This window comes from Leptospira jelokensis (assembly GCF_004769635.1).
In the GTDB taxonomy this organism is placed as follows: domain Bacteria; phylum Spirochaetota; class Leptospiria; order Leptospirales; family Leptospiraceae; genus Leptospira_A; species Leptospira_A jelokensis.
The window spans coordinates 58,183-80,078 of sequence record NZ_RQGH01000028.1 but is presented as its reverse complement, the minus strand read 5'-3'; the positions used below and the strand labels follow the sequence as shown (position 1 = coordinate 80,078).

Annotated in this window: 25 protein-coding genes; 10 read left to right on the top strand and 15 right to left on the bottom strand. The window is 39.9% G+C overall.

The window, feature by feature from the left end; genetic code table 11:
* Nucleotides 1–3: 3 nt before the first annotated feature.
* Together EHQ62_RS14325 and EHQ62_RS14320 are read left to right on the top strand one after the other, a co-directional pair.
* Complete coding sequence (locus EHQ62_RS14325; RefSeq protein ID WP_135643975.1) at nt 4–1,644, top strand: glycerol-3-phosphate dehydrogenase/oxidase; 1,641 nt, start codon at nt 4–6, stop codon at nt 1,642–1,644.
* On the top strand, nt 1,645–2,082 hold the full coding sequence (locus tag EHQ62_RS14320; protein ID WP_135643972.1) for an acyl-CoA thioesterase: 438 nt from the start codon (nt 1,645–1,647) through the stop codon (nt 2,080–2,082). It abuts the gene before it with no gap.
* A gap of 17 nt (nt 2,083–2,099) precedes the next feature.
* On the opposite strand, the gene EHQ62_RS14315 is transcribed toward EHQ62_RS14320, so the two are convergent.
* Nucleotides 2,100–3,092: a P-loop NTPase family protein gene (locus tag EHQ62_RS14315; RefSeq protein WP_135644390.1), complete on the bottom strand. Its 993-nt coding sequence runs from the start codon at nt 3,090–3,092 to the stop codon at nt 2,100–2,102.
* Nucleotides 3,093–3,191: 99 nt separating this feature from the next.
* Nucleotides 3,192–5,210, bottom strand: coding sequence for a protein meaA (locus EHQ62_RS14310; RefSeq protein ID WP_135643970.1), 2,019 nt, complete (start codon nt 5,208–5,210; stop codon nt 3,192–3,194).
* Between the two features lie 101 nt (nt 5,211–5,311).
* Here EHQ62_RS14310 and EHQ62_RS14305 point away from each other — a divergent pair, with 101 nt between their 5' ends.
* Nucleotides 5,312–6,643: a hypothetical protein gene (locus EHQ62_RS14305; protein WP_135643967.1), complete on the top strand. Its 1,332-nt coding sequence runs from the start codon at nt 5,312–5,314 to the stop codon at nt 6,641–6,643.
* Between the two features lie 19 nt (nt 6,644–6,662).
* Here EHQ62_RS14305 and EHQ62_RS14300 read toward each other — a convergent pair whose 3' ends face one another.
* The 3 genes from EHQ62_RS14300 to EHQ62_RS14290 form a co-directional block, all read right to left on the bottom strand.
* A complete protein-coding gene (locus tag EHQ62_RS14300; RefSeq protein WP_135643964.1) occupies nt 6,663–7,289 on the bottom strand; it encodes a lytic transglycosylase domain-containing protein in 627 nt (208 codons plus the stop codon).
* Nucleotides 7,290–7,341: 52 nt separating this feature from the next.
* A complete protein-coding gene (locus EHQ62_RS14295; protein ID WP_135643960.1) occupies nt 7,342–7,731 on the bottom strand; it encodes a response regulator in 390 nt (129 codons plus the stop codon).
* A 72-nt stretch (nt 7,732–7,803) separates the two neighbouring features.
* A complete protein-coding gene (locus EHQ62_RS14290) occupies nt 7,804–9,210 on the bottom strand; it encodes an aspartate ammonia-lyase (protein WP_135643957.1) in 1,407 nt (468 codons plus the stop codon).
* A 71-nt stretch (nt 9,211–9,281) separates the two neighbouring features.
* On the opposite strand from EHQ62_RS14290, the gene EHQ62_RS14285 reads away from it, so the two are divergent.
* From EHQ62_RS14285 to EHQ62_RS14255, 7 genes are all read left to right on the top strand, one after another.
* A complete protein-coding gene (locus EHQ62_RS14285; protein ID WP_135643953.1) occupies nt 9,282–9,629 on the top strand; it encodes a hypothetical protein in 348 nt (115 codons plus the stop codon).
* Nucleotides 9,630–9,666: 37 nt separating this feature from the next.
* Nucleotides 9,667–10,347: an SH3 domain-containing protein gene (locus EHQ62_RS14280; protein ID WP_135643949.1), complete on the top strand. Its 681-nt coding sequence runs from the start codon at nt 9,667–9,669 to the stop codon at nt 10,345–10,347.
* A gap of 91 nt (nt 10,348–10,438) precedes the next feature.
* Entirely contained in the window at nt 10,439–10,819 is a 381-nt protein-coding gene (locus tag EHQ62_RS14275; RefSeq protein ID WP_135643946.1) for a TIGR04452 family lipoprotein, read from the top strand.
* Between the two features lie 92 nt (nt 10,820–10,911).
* Nucleotides 10,912–11,364, top strand: coding sequence for a Spy/CpxP family protein refolding chaperone (locus tag EHQ62_RS14270; RefSeq protein ID WP_135643943.1), 453 nt, complete (start codon nt 10,912–10,914; stop codon nt 11,362–11,364).
* A 3-nt stretch (nt 11,365–11,367) separates the two neighbouring features.
* Nucleotides 11,368–11,892 carry an RNA polymerase sigma factor gene (locus EHQ62_RS14265; protein WP_135643941.1) on the top strand — a complete coding sequence of 175 codons (525 nt, stop codon included), beginning with the start codon at nt 11,368–11,370 and terminating at the stop codon, nt 11,890–11,892.
* Nucleotides 11,873–12,133: a hypothetical protein gene (locus tag EHQ62_RS14260; protein ID WP_135643938.1), complete on the top strand. Its 261-nt coding sequence runs from the start codon at nt 11,873–11,875 to the stop codon at nt 12,131–12,133. The genes EHQ62_RS14265 and EHQ62_RS14260 overlap by 20 nt, the downstream gene beginning before the upstream one ends.
* Nucleotides 12,134–12,241: 108 nt before the next feature.
* On the top strand, nt 12,242–12,568 hold the full coding sequence (locus tag EHQ62_RS14255; protein WP_244241789.1) for a hypothetical protein: 327 nt from the start codon (nt 12,242–12,244) through the stop codon (nt 12,566–12,568).
* A gap of 17 nt (nt 12,569–12,585) precedes the next feature.
* Here the strand turns inward: EHQ62_RS14255 and EHQ62_RS14250 are convergent, their stop codons facing one another.
* From EHQ62_RS14250 to EHQ62_RS14205, 10 genes are all read right to left on the bottom strand, one after another.
* Nucleotides 12,586–13,275 carry a sulfite exporter TauE/SafE family protein gene (locus EHQ62_RS14250; RefSeq protein ID WP_135643934.1) on the bottom strand — a complete coding sequence of 230 codons (690 nt, stop codon included), beginning with the start codon at nt 13,273–13,275 and terminating at the stop codon, nt 12,586–12,588.
* Complete coding sequence (locus tag EHQ62_RS14245) at nt 13,253–13,468, bottom strand: cbb3-type cytochrome oxidase assembly protein (RefSeq protein ID WP_135643931.1); 216 nt, start codon at nt 13,466–13,468, stop codon at nt 13,253–13,255. The genes EHQ62_RS14250 and EHQ62_RS14245 overlap by 23 nt, the downstream gene beginning before the upstream one ends.
* Complete coding sequence (locus EHQ62_RS14240) at nt 13,450–15,912, bottom strand: heavy metal translocating P-type ATPase (RefSeq protein WP_135643928.1); 2,463 nt, start codon at nt 15,910–15,912, stop codon at nt 13,450–13,452. Before EHQ62_RS14240 ends, EHQ62_RS14245 begins: the two co-directional genes overlap by 19 nt.
* Nucleotides 15,909–16,397, bottom strand: a complete 489-nt coding sequence (locus EHQ62_RS14235) for a FixH family protein (protein ID WP_135643925.1) — start codon at nt 16,395–16,397, stop codon at nt 15,909–15,911. The genes EHQ62_RS14240 and EHQ62_RS14235 overlap by 4 nt, the downstream gene beginning before the upstream one ends.
* 2 nt (nt 16,398–16,399) lie before the next feature.
* Complete coding sequence (gene ccoG / locus EHQ62_RS14230; RefSeq protein WP_135643923.1) at nt 16,400–17,719, bottom strand: cytochrome c oxidase accessory protein CcoG; 1,320 nt, start codon at nt 17,717–17,719, stop codon at nt 16,400–16,402.
* 2 nt (nt 17,720–17,721) lie between these two features.
* Nucleotides 17,722–18,252: a c-type cytochrome gene (locus tag EHQ62_RS14225; protein ID WP_135643920.1), complete on the bottom strand. Its 531-nt coding sequence runs from the start codon at nt 18,250–18,252 to the stop codon at nt 17,722–17,724.
* Between the two features lie 5 nt (nt 18,253–18,257).
* Entirely contained in the window at nt 18,258–18,407 is a 150-nt protein-coding gene (locus tag EHQ62_RS14220; protein WP_015679355.1) for a hypothetical protein, read from the bottom strand.
* A gap of 4 nt (nt 18,408–18,411) precedes the next feature.
* Entirely contained in the window at nt 18,412–19,107 is a 696-nt protein-coding gene (gene ccoO, locus EHQ62_RS14215; RefSeq protein ID WP_135643917.1) for a cytochrome-c oxidase, cbb3-type subunit II, read from the bottom strand.
* Nucleotides 19,107–20,537 carry a cytochrome-c oxidase, cbb3-type subunit I gene (ccoN, locus tag EHQ62_RS14210; protein ID WP_015679272.1) on the bottom strand — a complete coding sequence of 477 codons (1,431 nt, stop codon included), beginning with the start codon at nt 20,535–20,537 and terminating at the stop codon, nt 19,107–19,109. Before ccoN ends, ccoO begins: the two co-directional genes overlap by 1 nt.
* A gap of 188 nt (nt 20,538–20,725) precedes the next feature.
* Nucleotides 20,726–21,694: an LA_0442/LA_0875 N-terminal domain-containing protein gene (locus tag EHQ62_RS14205; RefSeq protein WP_135643914.1), complete on the bottom strand. Its 969-nt coding sequence runs from the start codon at nt 21,692–21,694 to the stop codon at nt 20,726–20,728.
* Nucleotides 21,695–21,896: the final 202 nt, after the last annotated feature.

Here is a 21,896-nt window from a genome sequence, read left to right as displayed (position 1 = left end):
TTTATGAAAAACAGCACCAAACAAGAAAATTCGAGACTCAATCATATAAAAAAAGAATATGATATTCTCATCATCGGTGGTGGGATTACGGGAGCCAATGTATTATGGGATGCGACCTTACGAGGTTACAATTGCCTACTTGCGGAAAAAAATGATTATGCCTCTGGAACTAGCCAAGCTACTTCCAAGTTGATCCATGGCGGACTTCGGTATTTAAAAAACTTTGAGATAGGACTTGTTCGAGAATCATTATCGGAAAGAAGATATTTGGCAAAAATTTCTCCCCATGCCGTTCGGCCAATGGGTTTTATCATTCCCATTCGATCTTGGTTCCAAAGGATCCAATTATTATTAGGTATGGAGTTATACAACATACTCTCGTATGATCGAAATAAAGAAATCGATCCGGATGTACAACTTCCAAAATATAGATGGAATTCAGTTACAGAGACAATTTATAAAGTGATTGGGCTAGGTAGAAAGTCTCTAAAAGGAAGTTTTCAATATTATGATTACGCCAACCCAAATCCCGAAAAACATACAACAGAGTTTATCCTTTCTGCAAAAGAAAAAGGTGCGCATGCCTTTAATTACCTATCTGTCACTACTTTAAAAAGACAAAATAGCGGTGGTTATACGGTTGGATTGTCAGATGAAATTACTGGCAAAAAGATTTTGGTATCTGCAAAGGTAGTTGTCAATTCCGCAGGTCCATGGGCCGACGTGATTGAATCTATGGCTGGTATTTCTGCAGAAAAAAAATTAGTAAGATCGAAAGGAATCCATGCAGTGGTTCGTAAAATCTGTGGGAATGAGTGTGTTGTTTTGTCCAAACGTGATGGATCACACCTTTTTGTTATTCCTTGGCGTGGAAAAACCATTATTGGAACCACTGATACTGCCTATGAAGATGACCCAGACAAATTTAAAGTCAAACAGTCAGAGATTGTGGATCTAATTGACGAAGTAAATTATAGTTTCGGCTTCGCAAAACTTACATTAAAAGATGTTGATTATTATTATGGGGGTTTACGTCCTCTTGTAGAAGACCCAGGAAGTACGGAAGGGACTTATTCAGCTTCTCGAAAATCGGAAATTTTGCATTATGAAAAGGAAGGTTTTCCAGGGTTTTTCTCAGCCTTAGGTGGTAAGTATACAACCAGTAGAGCAGTTGCTGAAAGTTTAGTAAATGCAATTGATATGTTTTCAAAAGGGAGTGAAACCCCTTCTGCCACAAAGTTCACACCTATACTTGGTGGTCGTTACCAAAATTTGAAAGAATTGGTAAGTGAGATCCAATCCAAATACCCACAGGTTTCTGGATTAAAAATTGAAACTTTAGTGAGACGTTATGGAAGTACCACATGGCGGATCTTACAAGGGAAAGGATCCGATGTATTCCGAATCCCCAACGGTGAATTGTATTACGAAGAGGAAGTGGAGTACATTGTGTTACATGAGGATATTTGCCACCTAACAGATTTTTATTTTAGAAGGTCAGGAGTTGGTACGGTAGGGAAGTTAGACCCACCTGAACGCAACAGATTGGATAAAAAAATAGCAAAATTACTCGGTTGGAATGTGGAACGTCTGGGACAAGAAAGTAAAAAAGTTGACGAACGTTACCAGTGGTTTGTGGACTAAATGCCAAGAATTGTCATCGATATCCCAACCAAATTAGTTTATGAAACTTCATTAAGTGTAAGGATTTCTGATATCAATTTTGCAGGGCATTTGGCTCACGATGCCATTTTAACATTAACCCATGAATGTAGGGCACGGTTTTTCCATTCACATGGATGGACAGAAATCAATGTAGAAGGGAAGGGGATTGTTGTTTCCGATGTTGCAATCGTTTATAAATCTGAGGCATTTTTCCCTGATGATTTGCAAATGCAATTGTATGTTGATCAAGTTGCAAAGAAGTCATTAGACATGGTTTATGTGATCACTCATAAACATGATGGAAAAGAAATTGCTCGGGCAAAAACAGCAATTGTCTTTTTTGATTACTCGGAACGGAAAGCATGTTCGATCCCAGGCGTTTTTTTGCAAGCGATAGGGGAGAAAGAAAGTAAGTAAATGAATGAATGCCAATTCTATGGTAAGAGTCGTTTTTGGATGAGAGAAACAAATTTAGTTTCTTCCTCTTCGTATTTCAGTTTTTGAATCCCACCAACAGGACTTAACCTCACTGCTTGGTTCCAAGAACTTGACTCCAATTGGTTCCAGATCCCAATACCAAATCGACCGTATTCATTTCGGATCCATTGCAAAAGTTGGGTCATTGTCTCAGCATTTTTATCCTTTCGCTTCGGGTAACCGAGAATATACTGTAAGAGTTCTTCGATTCCTTTCCTTTTGGTAACAGAAGTTTTGAAGATAGGGGGAAGGGACTGGTCTGGTAGGATGTCTTTGATAAATTCCAAGGTAGTTTGGAGCATATAAAAACTTGAATTGGCCAGTGATTCTTCATCACATTTGTTGATGATAAATGCTTCAGGTACTTCCATGATCCCTGATTTCATAAATTGCACTTGGTCACCACCAAGTGGCTGCATCACAAGGAATGAGATATCTGAGATAAGTGAAACAGAAATTTCATTTTGCCCAATACCAACAGTTTCAATGAAAACATAATCAAATATTTTGCGTAAAAAACGAATCACGTGGTAGGTATAAGGATTGAGACCACCAAGTTCTAGTTGAGAAGGTTGTGAACGAAAATAGATCCGTGTGTCCCTTCTAGGAAGAGTCACACGAGTTCTGTCACCAAGGATGGAGCCTCCACTTACATTGGAAGAGGGGTCAATCGCAACGATTGCCATTTTTTTGTCTGGTGCAAAATCAAGGAACATTCGACAAAGTTCTCCGAGTAACGAAGATTTGCCGGCGCCAGGTGTACCTGTGATCCCAATCGTGAGTCCATCTTTGGCATTCGGTTTTTGTGATTGGATTTCTTCGAATAAAGATTTCCTAAATTCTAAGTTGTTTTCTGTTTCAATTTTTGAAATGATTTTTGCAATTGGGAATTTTTCGCCGAGAAGGGCTTCGGATACCAATTGGGATAATGTTTCTGTGGGATCAATCAAGGAATTTGCCATTTAAAATGAATACATGATACGTTAAAAAAAACCTCCACAACAGACCCTAATCGATCTTTTGTGAAGGTTATGATGACTTTCGTTTTCTTAAACGAGAGCTGGTTCTACAGAAATGATGTCGATGATTTTATTCATGATCGACATAAGATCGTAATCTTTTGGAGTGAAGATTTCTCTGATCCCCATTTTTTTAAGTTCCTCAAAATCGGATTCAGGGATGATGCCACCGATTACAACAGGGATGTTCGCTTTGTAATGAGTTAGTTCATCGAACAGTTGTTTTGCGATTTCCTTATGGGAACCCGAGAGGATAGAGAGTCCAATCACATTTGCATTTTCTTCTACTGCAGATTGAACAATCTCTTCTGGTGAAAGACGGATTCCTGAGTAAATCACATCAAAACCACTGTGTTTTGCTGAAACGGCAATCATTTCTGCCCCATTGGAGTGACCGTCAAGCCCTGGTTTTCCGACTACAATTTTTGGCCTGTGCCCATGTGCTTTGGTGAATGCCTCTACCTTTCCACGGACCGTCGCCACTTTGTCGTCTGTTAGGAAAAGTTTTTGGCCATCCACACCGGTAGGTGGGTTGTATTCACCATATACTTCTCGGAGTGCATCTGCCCATTCTCCGGTTGTCACAAGTGCTTTTGCACAAGCGATGGAGAAAGGCATTAGATTTTTTCCATCTTTTGCAGCTTGTTTGAGTTCTTCTAAAGATTTTTTTGCAAGTTCTGCATTCCGACGGCCTTTCACTTCAGAAAGAACACCTAATGTTTGTTCCGCGGATTTTGGATCTACTTTGAAGATACCACCATCGGAGTCGGTCATAAGAGGTGATTTGATTCCGTCAGTCCATTTGTTTTTACCAACAATCACTAGTTCGTTGGAATTGATTTTGGAAAGTCTTTCGGTTTGTGATTTCACAAGTTGTGATTTCATATAACCGTTTTCGATGGCCACGAGAGCTCCTCCCATATCGAGAATCTTTTGGATTTCCAATTTGGCTTCCTCTTTAAGAGCTTTCACTTTCGCTTCAATGACTTTGGAACCTTCGAAAATATCTGGGTATTCGAGCAGGTCTGTTTCGTAAGCAAGGACTTGTTGTAATCGCAGTGACCATTGTTGGTCCCAAGGCCTTGGAAGGGAAAGGGCTTCGTTCCATGCTGGTAATTGGAGTGCACGGCATCTTGCATTTCTGGAAAGTGTGACTCCCAATGCTTCAATCAAAATTCGCCACGCATTGTTTTCTGGTTGTTCTTCTGTGAGACCAAGTGAATTGACTTGGACTCCATAACGGAACACTCTGTATTTTGCCGTTTTCACGCCATATCGTTCTTTTGTGATTTCTTCCCACATCTCTGTGAAAGCACGCATCTTGCACATCTCTTCCACAAAACGAATCCCTGCGTTAACAAAAAACGAGATCCTTCCCACACACTGCTCAAATTCATCTGCTGTGAAACAGTTTCTTTCTTTGATGGCATCAAGCACCGCAATGGCTGTGGCTAAAGCAAACGAAAGTTCTTGAACTGGTGTAGCACCAGCTTCTTGTAAGTGATACGAACAAATGTTAGAAGGGTTCCACTTTGGAATATTGTGGAGGCAATATTCATACATATCCACGATGATTTTCATGGAATCTTTTGGTGGGTAAATGTATGTTCCGCGAGCCAGGTATTCCTTGATGAGATCGTTTTGGGTGGTCCCATTTAACTTTTCCAGAGGCACTCCGCGCTCTTCTGCAAGGGCAACATATAGAGATAACAACCACATGGAGGTTCCATTGATGGTCATGGAGGTGTTCATCTCTTCGATCGGGATTTGGTCAAATAAGATGCGGAAGTCTTCAAGTGAGTTGATAGGAACTCCCACTTTTCCGATTTCGGGCCTAGAAACTTCATGGTCGGAGCTATAACCACACTGAGTGGGTAAATCAAATGCAATGGAAAGCCCTGTTTGGCCTTTAGAAAGGTTCTTTCTGTACAACTCATTGGAGGCTTTTGCGTTGGTGTGCCCTGCATAGGTCCTAAAAATCCATGGTTTGTCAGGTTTTCCCTGTCCATTCTCGTCAACGAGAAGGTAATCTTTTTTTTCGGCGGACATTCTTTGCCTCGTTTTATAATTTCTATGTATAATTGAAAATCTTCTGGAATATTTTCACCTAAAAATTTATACAGGACTAGGCAAATTAAGCCTTTTCCAAGATGCGCGAACCTAAACCTTTTTCCCCAATTCCTTTCTTTTTTAGCATCTTACTCTTAAGTTTGGGTTATGCCTTGTTCTCGTATTTTCGCCCGTTCCCTACAACGGAATCGGAATGGGAATTTTTGGCAAATGTGAAGTCAGCAACGGAGGAAGGGGGACTCGTTTCTGCGAGAGAACCTCTCGCTTTTTGGTTTGTGGTCACCTGGAAAAAAATCTTTAGTTCCAATTACATTCCTTCCTTCATTGCGTTAGCTGGTCTTTTCTATAGTTTATTCCTTCATTTGTTCCTTTTGCTCCTTAGGAATTTCGAATGGAAACGGAATCATTATTTCGTTGTTTACCTAGCAGCATTCCTCCCTTTTTCCTACGGTTTCCCCACATCCTACTTCACCGAAACACTTTGTTTGGTATTTTTATTACTCGTTTTTTTAACCTTCCGTTTGGAGAAGATGTCGGACTTACTCATTTTTCCTACCTTCACTCTCCTTGCTTTTTTCTCTAGTTTCATCATGTTCTATTTGGGGTTCACATTTTTTGTGATCTTCACGGGGATTCGTGGGTCAAGGAAGGCAGCTCAAAAAACATCTGTTTTCTATAAAAAGAAAAATGTTCCGTTTTTATTTTTACTTGGGTACCTCGCATTTTTTGTGATTTCTTTAATTTACTTTTCCTATTCCAATTTTTTTGGAGAAGGTTCCATCTCCTTTCTTTTTAAAACTTGGTACCAAACTTCCCTTGTGATTTTACTCCCAATGGTAACGATTGGGATCGGACATGTTTTATTAAAAACAGAAAAAGAATTGAATACGATCACCGCCTCAGTAGTGTTAGGCCTTGCGATTCTCACTTCTATTTATTTTATTTTTAAAGATTTAAAAGCGAGTGCCATAGAACCTTGGGAAACTCAAACCAAAAATCTTACCAAATCCTTTGGGCAAGCTTTGATTTTAAAATCTGATCCCATTTATCTACCAAAAGAGTTTTCGTTTGCTTTGTATTTCCAAACAGGAACCAAAACAAAATATTTAAAAGAAACAAACCTCTCTGACAAATCTTTTTTGTATGTGGAAGGGATTTGGAACCAAGACATCCAATTGGTGCAAAAGTCTGGTTTATTTCGAAAATCCAATCGATCTATAGGCATTGTGCCTCTCAGTGAAGATGATGTCCTCATCCAAAAAACCACATTCGATCGGATGAAAAACGAAAAGAATTTGAATTTTATATTCAAAAAAGTAGACGAAGCATGGGTTAGTACTCCCACAAAACGTCCGTTTGATGAGTATACGGCTAGTTTACAGAAAAAATTTGGGTATTTGAGTTTTTATTAGTTTTTTTGTAATTCCTTTTTTAGGAACTAAAGTCTTTGTAAAACCGTTTCACTTTCGAAACATATTGTTTTGTCTCTTCATAAGGAGGGATCCCCTTGTATCGTTTCACAGCACCTGGACCTGCATTATAAGCGGCAATGGCTTTTTCCGGGTCTTTGAATTCTTTTAAAAGGCCTTTTAAAAATTTCACACCACCGGCCACGTTTTCTTCTGGATCAAACGGATCCTTCACCCCTAAACTCTCTGCCGTTTCAGGCATGAGTTGCATAAGACCCATCGCCCCTTTGGGAGAAACTGCCTTTGTTTTGAATCCTGATTCTGCTTTTACCATGGCTTTCACTAAATTGGGATCCATCCCTTGCGATTCTGCTATCGATTCGATGGTCTCCAAAAGGGATCCATTTTGGTTCGCGCCTAACTCGTCTTTCGAGTTCGGTTTGAAATTGGGTTCTGGTAAAGTGGATTTGGCACTGTCAATGGATTGGGATTTTCCGTCTGGCACTGTTTGGTTGTCTCTCTGTTTGGCAAATTCTCGTTCTAAAAGATCGGGAAACGAAACAAGAGACTTTGGGTCTTTTGCCAACTGGGTGAGTGATTCCATACGTGTCAGTACGGAAGAAACAGATGGGATGTCAGTGAGTCTCACAATGGATACATCGGTCAGATTCTCAAAAACTAAAGAAAAAAAATTATGTCTCTTAGAATCCTTGGGAAGTCTGGATCGCCTCTAGGTCCTTTAAGACCAAGGGTTTTGTGAGATACCCTTTCACATTCGGAAAGGCTTCACTTTTCGATTTGTCATTCGGGTCGATGGAAGAGGTAAGGATATAGGTAGGGATTTTGGAAAGTAGGGGGGAATTTTGGATGGCATCTAAAAATTGCCAACCATCCATAATGGGCATATTCAAGTCTAAAAACAAAAGATCAGGGAAGATTTTGGATTGCTGCAGGGCATCTAGGGCATCTGCACCGTTCGGGTAGGTATAAATTTCGGAAGCAAAGGAAAATTTTTCCATCAAGGTTTTGATGAGAAATGTTGTGACCAAATCATCTTCGATTAAAAACACTTTGGGCAATTGGTTCATCATGGCTGGAAAACTTCCATTAGAAGTTACTAATCTAGCAAAAAGAAGCAACCATTAAATACCATTTAACCAAGTTTAAAGAGAGTGAGGCGAAGTCAAAATTTCGGGTCTTAGGATCTCTTTTAATTTTTTTTCTTCAAGTAAACCAAGTTCAAGGACAATGGATTCCACAGATCGATTTTCTGCCAGTGCCCGTTTGGCAACAAGGGTTGCATTTTCATACCCAATGTATGGATTGAGTGCGGTCGCAAGGCCTGCAGATGTTTTCACCCGAGCTTCTAATAATTCTCGGTTCGCCGTAATGCCGGAAACACAATTGGTTTCTAGTGTCTTGCAACCAGCTGTTAGGTGCTCAATACTTTTGAATAAACTATGGGCAATGATTGGTTCAAATGCATTTAGTTGTAGTTGCCCAGCCTCTGCTGCCATCGTGATGGTGATATCGTTCCCAATCACTTCATAAGCGATTTGGTTGACAACTTCAGGGATGATTGGGTTTACCTTGCCAGGCATAATGGAAGATCCTGCGGCCTTTGCGGGCAAATTGATTTCGTTGAAGCCACCTTGTGGCCCACTGGATAACAGTCGTAAGTCATTACAAACTTTTGAGAGTTTTGTTGCAATCCGCTTCAATACTCCAGACAATTGTACGAAGGCACCTGTGTCTTGTGTGGCTTCAATTAAATTGGGTGCAGCATTCAAATCAAATCCAGTTTGTTTGGCAAGGATATCTGTCACAATTTTCGAATACCGAATGTCTGTGTTGATTCCAGTTCCAATGGCAGTCGCACCCAAATTGATTTCGCCTATCAGTGATGTTGCTTCTTTTAGGCGGGAAATATCTTCACCTAACATGACTTCATACGTTGAAAACTCTTGCCCCAAAGTCATGGGAACTGCATCTTGTAATTGGGTTCTTCCAATTTTTAGTATATCCTTAAATTCTTCTGATTTTTTTCGAAATGACATTTGTAAACTTTCCAAGGCTTCGAGTAAACCTCGAATGGAAAACACAGCAGCCAATTTTATCGAAGATGGATACACATCGTTTGTACTTTGTGACATGTTCACATCATTTAAGGGATGTAGGAAATGGTAGTCACCCTTTGGATGGCCTGCAAGTTCTAAGGCAATGTTTGTGATGACTTCGTTTGCGTTCATGTTGGTAGATGTTCCGGCTCCTCCTTGGATCACATCCACAACAAACTCAGAGTGGTACTTTCCCGCTAAAATTAGGTCACAGGCCTCTGAAATGAATTTGGTTTTGTCTTTCGAAAGGAGCCCTAGTTCTAAATTGGCCAAAGCGGAAGCCTTTTTGATATGGGCTAAGGCAAACACTAGATCAGGGTAGGTGCCAATGGTTTTGCCAGTGATGGGATAATTTTCTAAGGCACGTAAGGTATGGATCCCCCAATAGGCATCACTCGGAATCTCTCTTTCGCCAAGAAGGTCGTGTTCAATGCGAACATTGGGTTTTGTCATACCAGAATTTCTCCAAATCAAGACGAAAGATACTCGACCAAAAGGAAAAGGGAAGAAGATTTATGTTCTGCATGAAGAAAATCCAATTGCCCTTGTTCCTATTTTTCTTTGTTTTTTCCCCGTTGTTCCTTTTTGGTAATGAAAAAGAAGTTTCCCCAACAACTTGCAAACAAAAAGAAGAAACCGTGAAAACCATATACGAATTGCTCCCTGAATCAGAAAGGACTTGCACCGAGATTGCCAAACTTGTCCTTACGGAAGAGGATGAAGAGGGAGAAAAATTGGACAAAGAATACAACCATTTGTTTTTAAAAGTATGTGAACTCAAACGTAAAAAACGATCACTTGATGACATCAAAGAGAGTTTAGGTTTGGCCAAACAATGTAATTCTCTTCCCAACCTAACAAAAAAGAATTGATTCTTCCCTTCGCGTTTGTAAATTTATTGCAAATTTTATGTTGAAATTGCTTTTTACAGTTTTTTTCTTGATCACTCCCTTGGCCCTTTTTCCATGTGAACCTTTTGTTTCAAAAACATTATCACCTATCGACCATTCGTCGAAAGACAAAAGTTTTTTGGAATTCAAAACCAAATTACAAAAGGTTTTGAAAACCAAAGACAGAAAGTCGCTCGAGGCCATGATTGCATCAGATATCCACTTCAGTTTTGGACCCGAGTCTGGTAAAAAAGATTTTTTAAAATCCTTCCAACTAACAGAAAAACCAAATGATTCTGATTTTTGGGATTTGTTATCCAACACCATCCAATTGGGTTTCCGGCAAAACCAAGAAGGACAGATGGTCGCTCCTTATTTCTTTGAAACCTTCCCCAGTGAGTACGATCCTTTTTCCCACTACTTGGTCATTGGCAAAAATGTGAATGTGAGAGAAGACGCATCGAAAGAATCCAAATCCCTTGGTTTACTCAGTTACCAAATTGTGCGTTCAGAAGCAGATGACCTGGATGGACGTCGGTTGGAGAAGGAAAGTAATTGCAATTGGAAAAAAATTTGTACACCACAAGGCAAACCTGGTTTTGTTTGTGACCGGTTTGTTCGTAGTCCTCTTGACTACAGGGCCTTTTTTGAAAAACGAAAAGGCCAATGGGTGCTCGCTATCTTTGTTGCGGGCGATTGATCCCTGTTAAATCGAAATGGATTTCAGTTTTTTCTTGAACCAGAATTCGGGAAAATTTAGATTAGGTGAAACCATATCCAAGGGAACATATATGTTAAAAAAAATTGTATTTCTATTACTAGCGATTTCGCTAACCAACTGTTTGGTCTTAAACCCAGCAGGGGCTTCACTTGATCGTGAAAAAGGTTCGGAAGCTGCTTCTCGTATCACTGATGCCGCAATACAAACGGACTTGATCAACTCTGTTGTGTTAACGGGAAGAGGCAATATCTCAATTTTTAGTTTGGTAGCCCCTGAGATTGCTAAAATTGAATCTGACAAATACTACATCAAATCTGACGTTGACGCATGCGTAAATGAAATCAAAGGTTTTAAAGGATATCTTTTAGGTTCATTGATTACAAACATCATCTCTTGCCAAGACATTAGTTCGGATGGTTACATCACGGGAGAACCATTCCCAAGTTTCTAATCTTTCGTTTTCTCCCTGCTCTTTTTTTTTAGGGCAGGGAACCAAACCAAAATCTTCCGGGTCATATTCTCAAAACAAAACAGGAAGGTTTTATGATCTCTTTCAAACAAGTTCTCAAAATGACAACAACAATCGTCCTTGTTTCCACAATGGCATTTGCATTTGGAAATTGCCGTGGTCACAAAGACTTTGAAAAACGTATGGAATGGGTAGCCTCCAAACTCACTTCAAAATTGGATTTGGATGATTCCCAAAAAGCAAAACTGGAAAGTATCAAACAAGAACTCATTGCCAAACACAAGGAAATGAAACCAAAACATGAATCTTGGGCCAAAGAAATGGCAACCCAAATTCGTGCTGAAAAAATTGATACAAAACTACTCGATAAAATGAGTTCAGAAAGAGAAACTCGCCACCAAGAGATGCGTAAGTTTTTCCAAACAAAACTCGTTGAATTCCATGCCGTTCTCAAGCCAGAACAAAGAGAAAAGTTTGCAGAGCTCGTGGAAAAATTTGCATCGCGTCACCAACCACCAGAAGAGTAAACAATGGTTAGGTTTGACTTCGAAACAGTAGTCAAAGAAACCAAATACTTGGTTTTAAAAACGATCGGTGAAACCCTCATCGATCGTTTTGACGATGCAACAGAGGATGTGGTCCAGGAAGTGTACTTTCGTGTATTCAAATCACTTGAAAAAGGTGGGTTTGATGGAAGGTCTAAAATTTCCACTTGGATCTATACAATAGCAAAAAATGAATCCCTCCGTATGAATGAAAAACGATTACGAGAAGAGGAAAAAGCAAAACGTTACCTTCAAAAAAATAAATATGATCTTTTCCAATCTGATGGCAACAACTCACTTCTCAAAGATGATTGGATTGAATCCTTATTGGGAACAATTCCAGAAGTGTATCGGCAAACCTTACGATTGTATCTTTCAGGGAAAAGTATGGACGAAATTGCATCCGAACTGCAAATCAAACAAGGAACCGTGAAGTCCAGATTGTTCCGAACCAAGGAGTGGATCCGAAAAACATTGCCAGGAGTGAAAAATGAATTCCAAGAATCGTAAAAAATGGGAAGAATTATTGAATGATTCTGATTTTGAATCGCGAATTGTTAGGAAAACAACAACACGGATCGCAAAACAAAAAAAGACTCAGAAGATGGCAGTTTCAATTGTTTTCCTTTTCCTTGTGTTCGTGACGGTCATAGTCAACCAATGGGTGATTGAGCCAAATGAAATGATCAGTAACATGAGTTATTTGGTGGAAGAACTTAGTTCAGAATCGATAGTGAGTTTTTTGTATTAATTGATATATGTCATTGATAAATATCAGTACGAGACAGAGCTGCAATTTACATAAAGGAGTATGATTTTCACATTTGTTCCGTCAAATTTAGGGAAAGGACAAATGAAAATGAACGCTTGCATTCTCTACTTAAACAACAAACGAATTGAGATGATCAAGTTAGAATCAGATCACATGGAATCAAAGTTTTGGGAAAAACACAGAGATTCAGACAAATGGGATTTTGCTGAAATCACAAAAACTTTGGATTCACCGGGCGAAGTGATCCTTGTCGGGGACTCCGGCTTAAATACAGAATACCGAAGGTGGCTTGCCAACCACGACCGAGTTTTGGCTAAAAAACTCATCGCTGTGATTGGGAGTACATTGGAAACAAAAATCAACCCGCAACTTGTCAGTCATTTTAAAGAAAAATACTTTCGGCCCAGAGGTTAGTTTCGATTTCTTTGTGTTTAGAGTAAATGGTCGCAAGACTCGCCATGCGAATGGAAAAAAAATCGGAAGAGTAAAAATCCAAGAGAAGTGAGTATGAGGAAGGTTCCGAACACTGGAATCCACTTAGGTTGGATGTATTTTCTGATCCTGCCCATAACAAGGTTTAGGCCTGTAAGCGCCGGAACGGTTCCCAAATAAAAAGTAAACATAACAATTCCTCCAGTGAGTGCACTTCCCGTTGCAAACGAAGCTGCGTATGCTGGGTATAAAACTCCACAAGGGAGTAGGGCACTCAGTAACCCGATTCCAAATCCCAATCCATTTTGAGATGTTTTTTTGCGTATGGTCTGGAGTAAGTTGGAAATTCCTTTTGGTAAACTTCCCAATTTTGTATTGGAAGGATTTACAAACATACGAATGAGAAAAAAAACCAAAAACAAAAATGTAAAAATACCAGCAAACCCTTGTATGGTGGAAAGTTCTCCAAGGGCATTTGCTCCTTTCCCAATCATACCTAAAACGAGACCTAAGAAGCTATAAGATACCATCCTACCAAAATGGTATAAAATTACAGGAGTGGCTTTGGAAGGATGTGAAGTTTGCAAAAGAGAAACAAATGGTCCACACATCAATGCACAGTGAAAACTACTTAGGAATCCATAAACTAAGATGGAGCCAAAAAAACTAAGATTTGCTAGCTCTTCCATTATCTTTCGTTTTGGAATCGGTTTCCCCAGTTTCGCGGTTTGATTGTACGGGGTATTCTTCTTCAAAAAACATTCGGTACTTTGGTGACTCAATGTCTTCGAATTGGCCTTTTCGGAATGCCAATACAAATACATATAAAAAGAAACCAGCAATACACATTGCCATTGGTATGGTTAAATAGAGGGCTTCCATTTTGGGATCCTTAATCGTATTGATAACGAATTGAGTAAGACTGTCAAGCTAGAACAAGCCATAAACACAGCACAGATAACAGGTAACATTAGTCCAAACATGGCGAGTGGTAACATGATGGAGTTATAACAGAATGAGATGATGATGTTTTGTATGATCACTTGCCTTGTTTTTTTTGCTGAAAGCAAAGAATGAACGATTCCATTGAGATTACCTGAAGTGAGTACGATATCAGATTTTTCTAAAGACATATCTTCTGCTTCTGTATGTGAAATCGATACATTTGCCCTTGCTAATGATAAACTGTCATTGATGCCATCTCCTACCATTACCACCACATTCCCTCTGTTTTGCGAATCTTGTATGATATTTGATTTTTCTTCAGGTGAAAGGTCCGAGTAGTATTGGTCGATGCCAAGTGTGCTTGCGATTTGTTTCACAGCAGGGAATCTGTCTCCAGAAAGAATGGCAATCTTTGGAACCATTTGTTTTAAGAGGCTCACAAAAGAATGTGCACCTCTCCTCACTTCATCTGCTAAAACAAACTGTCCTACCATGTTCCCATCAATTGCCACGAGGATTAGGGAACCATCTTTGTCAGGAAGTGTAGGAACCGAGACATTTTGGTTTTTGAAGAGAGTTTGGTTCCCAATTAAAATCGAGTATTCCTTCCCCAACCATACAATGGTTCCTTTGACACCTTGCCCTGGGATATTTTGCAAATGGCTGAGGTCCATAGCGTTAGCCTTTTCTTTGACTGACCGAAAGGGACTCAAATACTTCACAAGTGATTTGGCAAGTGGATGGTTGATTTCTTTTTCAATGCGATAAACAAAAGGTAGGTGGTCTTCTTTTACAGTCACCAAACGAACCAGAAATTTTCCTTCTGTAAGTGTTCCTGTTTTATCCAAAAAGATGGTGTCCGCTTTTGCTAAAGTCTCTACCACCGATGGGTTTTTTAATAAAACACCTTTTTCTGCATTGATGATATGATTTGTGACTAGTGCAGTGGGGACAGAAATTCCAAGTGCACAAGGGCATGCAACAATGAGCACCGAAATCGTTATGACGAGGCTTTGCTCCAAATCACCTGAAGTCAAAAACATCCAAACACCAAAACAAAGAAAGGCCAAGAGGAAAACAACAGAGATAAAATAAGAAGCTATCCTTTCTGTTAAAATTTGGATTTTTGGTTTTAGATGGAGTGCCTCTTCTAAACGAAGTTTTAAAGAAGACAAAGTGGATGCATGGTAATCGGAATTGGCAAGGATTAGCGCTGGGTTGTCGATAGAAAGTGACCCTGCTAAAATGGAATCACCTTTTTGTTTGCGAATGGGGACCGATTCGCCCGTGAGAAAAGATTCATCCACATAAGTTTCTTCCGATAAAAGAATGGCATCCACAGGGATTCGTTTCCCAGGTGCGACTTGGATTTTGTCACCTAACTTGATTTCGCTACTGGGGATGGTATTTTCGCCACCATCTGTTAAACGAACTGATGTTTCTGGTAGTTTACAAAGGATGGATTCTAATTTATCCGAAGCAAAAACCCTTGCTTTTTCTTCAAAGTATTTCCCCACCAAAATAAAAAAGTAAATCATCGCTACGGAATCAAAATACACTTCCCCTCTATCAGTTAACGTTACATAAACGGAATAGAAGTAAGCCATAGAGATTCCCAAAAACAATAAAAAATCCATGGAGAGTGTGCGCCTTCGGATGCTTGTTATAAAACCCGAAAGAAATGGAAATCCAGAATACAAATACGCGGGTGTAGCAAAGACCCATGACGCATAATGGAACATACGTTTGAGGTTTTGCTCAATACCCGTAAAATAACCTGAATACAAGGCAACACTCAAAATCATGATATTACCAAAACAAAAACCGGCGACTCCAATCCGAAGGAGTAGGGTTTTTAATTGTTTTGATTTTTGTAAGTTCCCTTCTGTTGGAGAGAATAAAATGGGTTTGTAGCCGATGGCACGGATCAGAGTTAGGATCCTTGAGATATTGATTTTGGATGCATCAAATCGAATCCTGGCACGACCAGAAGCAAAATTGATTTGTGCAGAAAGAATTCCGTCCTCTTCGTTTAGAACTTTTTCATTGATCCAAACACATGCGGAACAATGGATGTTTGTGATTTGTATGGATACTTCTGAGAATCCTCCTGAAGGCCTAACAAATTTTTGGTAAACAAGATCGTTTTCAATGTCCGTATCATTTTCTTCAATTTCAACGGGGCTTAGTTTGGTGTTTCCTTTTAGGCTGTAGTAGTAACTTCCGCCTAAGGAATGGATGATGGAATAAACCGTCTCACAGCCTTCACAACAAAAAACTTTAGTTTCATTTTCTATTTTTGTTTCTATCGCCACCAAACGAATGGGATTTCCACAATGATCACATTCAGTCTTTGTATGGTGTGAGCTTGCTTCGTTCATCGAACTGTAATTTTTCCTTCCCTTTCAAACGATTTTCCATTGATACTCGAAATGATCCGTAGATTCCAAGTCCCTGTCTCTTTTAACGGAATTTTTCCCGTAAAACTAAGATTAGAAGGGGTAAGGTCGTATCTGGATGTATGTTTGGTGGTTGCGTTTCTCTCTAAAACAATATACATTGAATCCGCTTTTGCCAGTTTTCCCTTTTGGGTTAAAGATACATTGAGTTCCAATTCCCCTTGGGTGAGGAGGGTGGCATTGTCCCAATTTGTGGTGAGTTGAAAACCTTGGTTTAGAAGTTCTTTTTGGTTTTCGATTGCCTTTTCATAGTTCAAACCAATTTCGTAATAGTTTTTGTCCATCACTGGTTCAAAATGTTGGAAGGTTAATCGTATTGTGTAAAAAGTTGCCGCTACAAGTGCAGTAAAACTGAATAATACCACATACATTGCATTTCTGAGGCTTGGGTGTAATTCTTTGAACATCATCATTTCCTTGGTAGAGAGAGTGACAGTTTTTTTTCTAATGTTTCATCTGGATCTTGGGTATTCTTTAAAACGATAGAACCTGGCAAGTACCCTTCATTTAATTCTTGTTCTGTGAGACTTTGTGTTTCCAAAACGACTGAGAAACTTTTGATTTCTCCAGAACCCAAGGTGAATTGATTATTTTCTTCCCCCGATCGGACAAGAATTTCTTTCCCATGCCTTGTATCAAAGGCAGACAGTTGGAATTCTTTTTCCACTGGCGCTATGTTTTGGATGCGGAGTGCCACAAAAGCTCTGATTTTATTGTCGGGAATGAGGATAGGTGGCATCGATTTGTTTGATGCTGCAATCATGGACATGGGAATCCTTGTGAGGAGTTGGATGGTAGCACCTGTTAGGACTACAGCAAGCAAGATTGCATACACCACAGTTCTTGGGCGAACCCATTTGATTTTATCACCTGTTTCAATTTGTTTTAATGAAAAATACCCGATGAGAGTTTTTTTGTTTTCCTTTGCCATGATGGAAGTGCAAGCATCCACACATTTCCCACATGCCACACAACCCACTTGTAGTCCATCACGGATGTCGATGCCTGTGGGACAAACCACCACACACATATTACACGCGATACAATCACCAATTTTTGTTTTTCCATCGCGGCGAGGTTCCCCTCGTTTGAAATCATAAGTTACATTCCAGGAATGTTCATCCATGAGGAGTGTTTGGAAACGAGCATAGGGGCAAGCATACCGACAGAATTGTTCTCTGATAAAACCGATGTCGATAAACATCGCAGCGGTAAAAAATAAAGTAAAATAAAAGTAAGTAGAAGAGAAGGCGGAAAGGTTTAGGTAGTCAGCTAACATTTCGTAGGGGCTGACAAAGTATCCGATCCAATGGAATGATGCAATAAAAGATACGACGATCCATATAAAGTATACTGTGTATTTGCCTAAAATGGATGCGTCTTTTTTCCCATATTTGGAATCCAAAACAAACCGACCAATTCGATCAAATAAGTCGGTATAAATGGTTTGAGGGCACCCCCATCCGCACCAAACACGGCCAATGACGGAGGTAAAAAAGAAAAGGGAGAGTCCCATTGTAAGAAGGAAAAACCATAAAATCAATCCCTCTTGTGGGATAAAAAGACCACCAAACAGGTGAAACATCCTTTTTGGGATGTCAAGTCGGATGAGTGGGCTACCGTCTGGTAACACCACCCATGGAGCGACTAAAAATAATCCCACGAGAATACTCATAACAATATTTCTACGTGTCCTTACTTTTCCTGACTGTGGTCTTGAAATGATCATCTTTATTTTGCCTTCACAAGTGTACTATTCTTAGTTGCAAGCCATGCCATCACAGCATAAACTTTCTCAGCACCCAACCCTTCCCAAGCGGGCATGCCACCTCGGTTGAGTTTTTGCCTTTCAGGTCCGATTCCTTTCATGATGTTATGGAATACTTCTTTATCCGTATTTCCATGGATCCATTCCTTATCAACTAAACTGGGGCCAACAGCACCTTCCGCAGTTGGACCATGGCAAGCAGAACAAATTTGTTTGTAAGTTCCTTCCCCTTCTTTGATCGCAACTGCGTCGTCGCGGTATGGATTTGATCCATCTTCTGTGTTGGCAACAACAGCTTGTTTGGTTGGGAATTGGGCTTCATGTTCTGCTACTTCCTTTTCAAAAGCAACTTCTTGTGGCCATTCGGAATACCAGTGAAAGTATACAACATAACCGATGGATACAATGATACTGATAAGCCACACCATTTTCCACCAAGGTGGCATGGGGTTGTCGGCTTGGAAGATTCCGTCTACTTCTTTTGGTTCTTTCATTCGTATTAATCCTCCTCAAGCATTCGATACTTGGGTTTTTCCATTTCTTCTTTCGTACGTTTTTTATAAACGTAGTAGGTGATGTAGGCAATTGCGATCACAAGGACCGGCAATCGCAAACTTTTGTAAATGAGAAGAAGGTCTGCGTCATTCATACACTTACTTCATCCCTTTTTGTAACTCAGCGGAGTCGCGACCTAGTTTTTGTAAGTAGGCAACGAGTGCATCTCCCTCAGTTTTGTCTTTGAGTAGAGAGGGTGCATTGGCCAAGTCCGCATCCGTGTAGGGAACCCCGATGGATCTTAGTGCCTTCATATTTGCAACAACTTGTTCAACGTCCACTTTGTGTGACTCTTCGAATAACCAAGGATAGGCTGGCATAATAGAGTTAGGCACACCACCAACAGTCCTTGGATTGATGAGGTGGTTTTTATGCCATTCATCAGAACGTAACATTTGTGATTCGTGAGCTAAGTCTGGACCAGTTCGTTTTGATCCCCAAAGGAATGGATGGTCATACACAAACTCACCACCTTTCGAATACCCTGTTCGCCCATAGGATTTGGTTGGGTCAAAACGATCCACTTCCCATTTAAAAGGTCGAACCATTTGTGTGTGGCAACCAATACATCCTTCTTTTTGGTAGGTATCACGCCCTGCTAGTTCCAATGCGGAATATGGTTTCACAGTAGAAATCGGTGTGACCGTTTTTGTCAAAAAAAACGGAGGGATGAGTTCAAAGAGTCCACCAATCACAACTGCGATGGTTGTATAAATGGTAAACTTAACACCTTTTGTGTCCCAGCGGTCGGCAATTTCTGAAAACCAATCTAAGAATTTATTAAAACCAAACATTATGATTTCACTCCTATACGTAAGTCTTGTTCCACAAAACCACTGTCTTTGTTTTGAATGGTTTTGATAAAGTTATACACCATAAGGATAATCCCTGTTAGGTAGAGTGTCCCTCCGATCGCACGGAACAAACGGAATGGTTTTAGGAACTCAACAATTTCGATCCAATCTTTGTAAACGAGTTCCCCATTTTCACCAACAGCCCTCCACATAGATCCTTCTGTGATTCCAGACACCCACATCGAAATGATGTAGAGTAGGATCCCAAGGGTTCCGAGCCAAAAGTGGACATTTGCCAATTTTTCGCTGTAGAGGTTTGCATTCCAAAGTCTTGGGACTAGGTAATACAATGCGGCGGCAGACATAAAACCAACCCAACCAAGTGTTCCAGAGTGAACGTGACCAATGATCCAGTCAGTGTTGTGGCCAAGTGCGGAAACCGCACGAATGGAAAGAAGAGGTCCTTCAAATGTTGACATACCATAAAATGTTACGGCAGCTAACATCATTTTGAGGGTTGCATCCACTTTGATTTTATCTTTTGCTTGGGTGAGTGTTAAAAATCCATTTAACATACCTCCCCATGAAGGCATCCATAACATGATGGAAAATACCATTCCTGTTGTTTGTAACCACTCAGGGATTGGAGAATACAATAAGTGGTGAGGGCCTGCCCAGATATAAATAAAGATGAGAGACCAAAAGTGGATGATGGAAAGTCTATGAGAATAAATTGGTTGTTTGATGTGTTTTGGGAGGTAGTAGTACATAAGTCCCAAAAATGGCGTTGTGAGGACGAATGCCACCGCATTATGGCCATACCACCATTGGATGTTGGCATCGAATACTCCTGCATAAACCGAATACGATTTTAAGAATCCAGCAGGGATCACAATGTTATTCACAATGAAGAGTAGGGGAACCGTTACGAAGGAAGCAATGTAAAACCAAATGGCAACATACATTTGTTCTTCTTTTCGTTTGAGTACCGTCATCAGGTAGTTTGCAAAAAAGATAACATACCATACAACAATCAGTAAGTCGATCGGCCATTCTAATTCAGCATATTCTTTGGATTGGCTGTAACCAAGTGGTAGTGTAATTGCAGCTAAAACAATCGATAGGTTGTATAATGCCAAATGCAGTTTGGAAAGTGTGTCGTTCCACATTCTTGTGCGACAAAGTCTTTGTACTGTATGATAAGCAGTGGCGAAGATCACACTTAATGCAAATCCAAAAATGGCAGCATTTGTATGCAGAGGTCGTAATCTTCCGAAGCTCGTCCAAGGTAATTCCAAATTCAGCTGTGGATACACAAGTTGGAACGCAATGATGACACCAAATGTCATAGAAGCAACGCCCCAGACTAACGCTGAAATGATAAACCCTTTTACGATAAAATCGTCATATTGAGTTTTTTCCGTAGCCAATGTTTCTCTCCTTAATCTTTATCAGTTCCATGTATATAGAGAACTTAATCCTTTATACAAAGAAGACGAAGAAAAGAAAGAAAAACAGGGGAGTGAGTGTGAGATCCTCCCTTGATATTTGTCAAGGGAGGATTTGAGATTTAGAATTAATCTAAAATAATATGATGGTTGGATCCCTCTAATCTGCGTTAGAAGGTGACTTCATATCCTAATTGTGTACGATGTTCAAGTCCTCTGTCTCCTGCGAGAGCGGTTGGGTGGTAACCCACTCGGTCTACACTTGAAGTGAGGAAAAACTTTTCTTTCCTTGTATCATCCATACTAAGTCCTGAACCAGTTGGATGGAAATAATAAGCATCAAAAATATTCCAAGCATACACAAGTAAGGTGGCAATTCCAATGTATTGCATTTCTTGGTAATGCCTTTCCACCGATTCCCTTTGCCCTTTAAAAGGACCGAGTTGGCTTGCAATCACTGCTTCCCCTGGAGAAACTGCTGCTGATTGTGGTGTAAACGCCGCACGTACAAGACCATTTGTTGTATAAGGATTTTCTAAATTATTATAATCTCTTTTAGCATTGAGATACATTCGATGTTTGTCATAGGTGAAAAAGAGACCTACTGCGATGATGGAAGGGTAAACGATGGCTTGTACCTTTCTGCCTTGTTTCCATTGCCCCCACCCAGGTAAAACCGCAGAACGCCACATAGCCCCTTTTCGTGTTAGGTTTTTACGATCTGCTTCCGCGAGTTTTGCGTCTTCTTCCGCTTTTCGTTTGGCTTCCGCTTCTAATGCTGCATTGTTTTTAGCATTTTCTTTTTCTAATCGAGCCGCTTCTTCCTGCTCTTTTTTTAGCCTAGCCGCTTCTTCTTTTTCTTTTTTGATCCGTTCTTTGTCTTCTTCTGCTTTGCGGAGTTTTTCTTCTTCAGCAGCAGTTAAGTTTTCTTTATAAACTACTTTTAAAATTTCAGTTTTGTTAAGAACAATCGTTGTCCCATCTTCTTTTCGGATTTTGAGTTTGTATTGGTCTTGTTCGATGACTTTTCCTTTGATGGTGCCACCTTTTTTGAGAAGGATACTCTCAGCAGAAAGGGCAGAGGAAACGATTACCAAAAGTGTTGCGATTTTTAGGATTTGTTTTACAGTTAGTTTCAAGGGAGTCTCAAATGTTGGAATATTATCTAACAATATTTATAGTGTTACTTGCTACGTTCCAATTGGTCTCTCCAATGATTTTATCAATTTGGAAGTTAGGCAAGAATTTTTTTGCCAAAGACAAACCGAAACTGAATCCACAGTCGGAAACAAATTATCCCTGTTATGAGAAAGTTTGTTCCAAATGTGGATCGTAATTCTG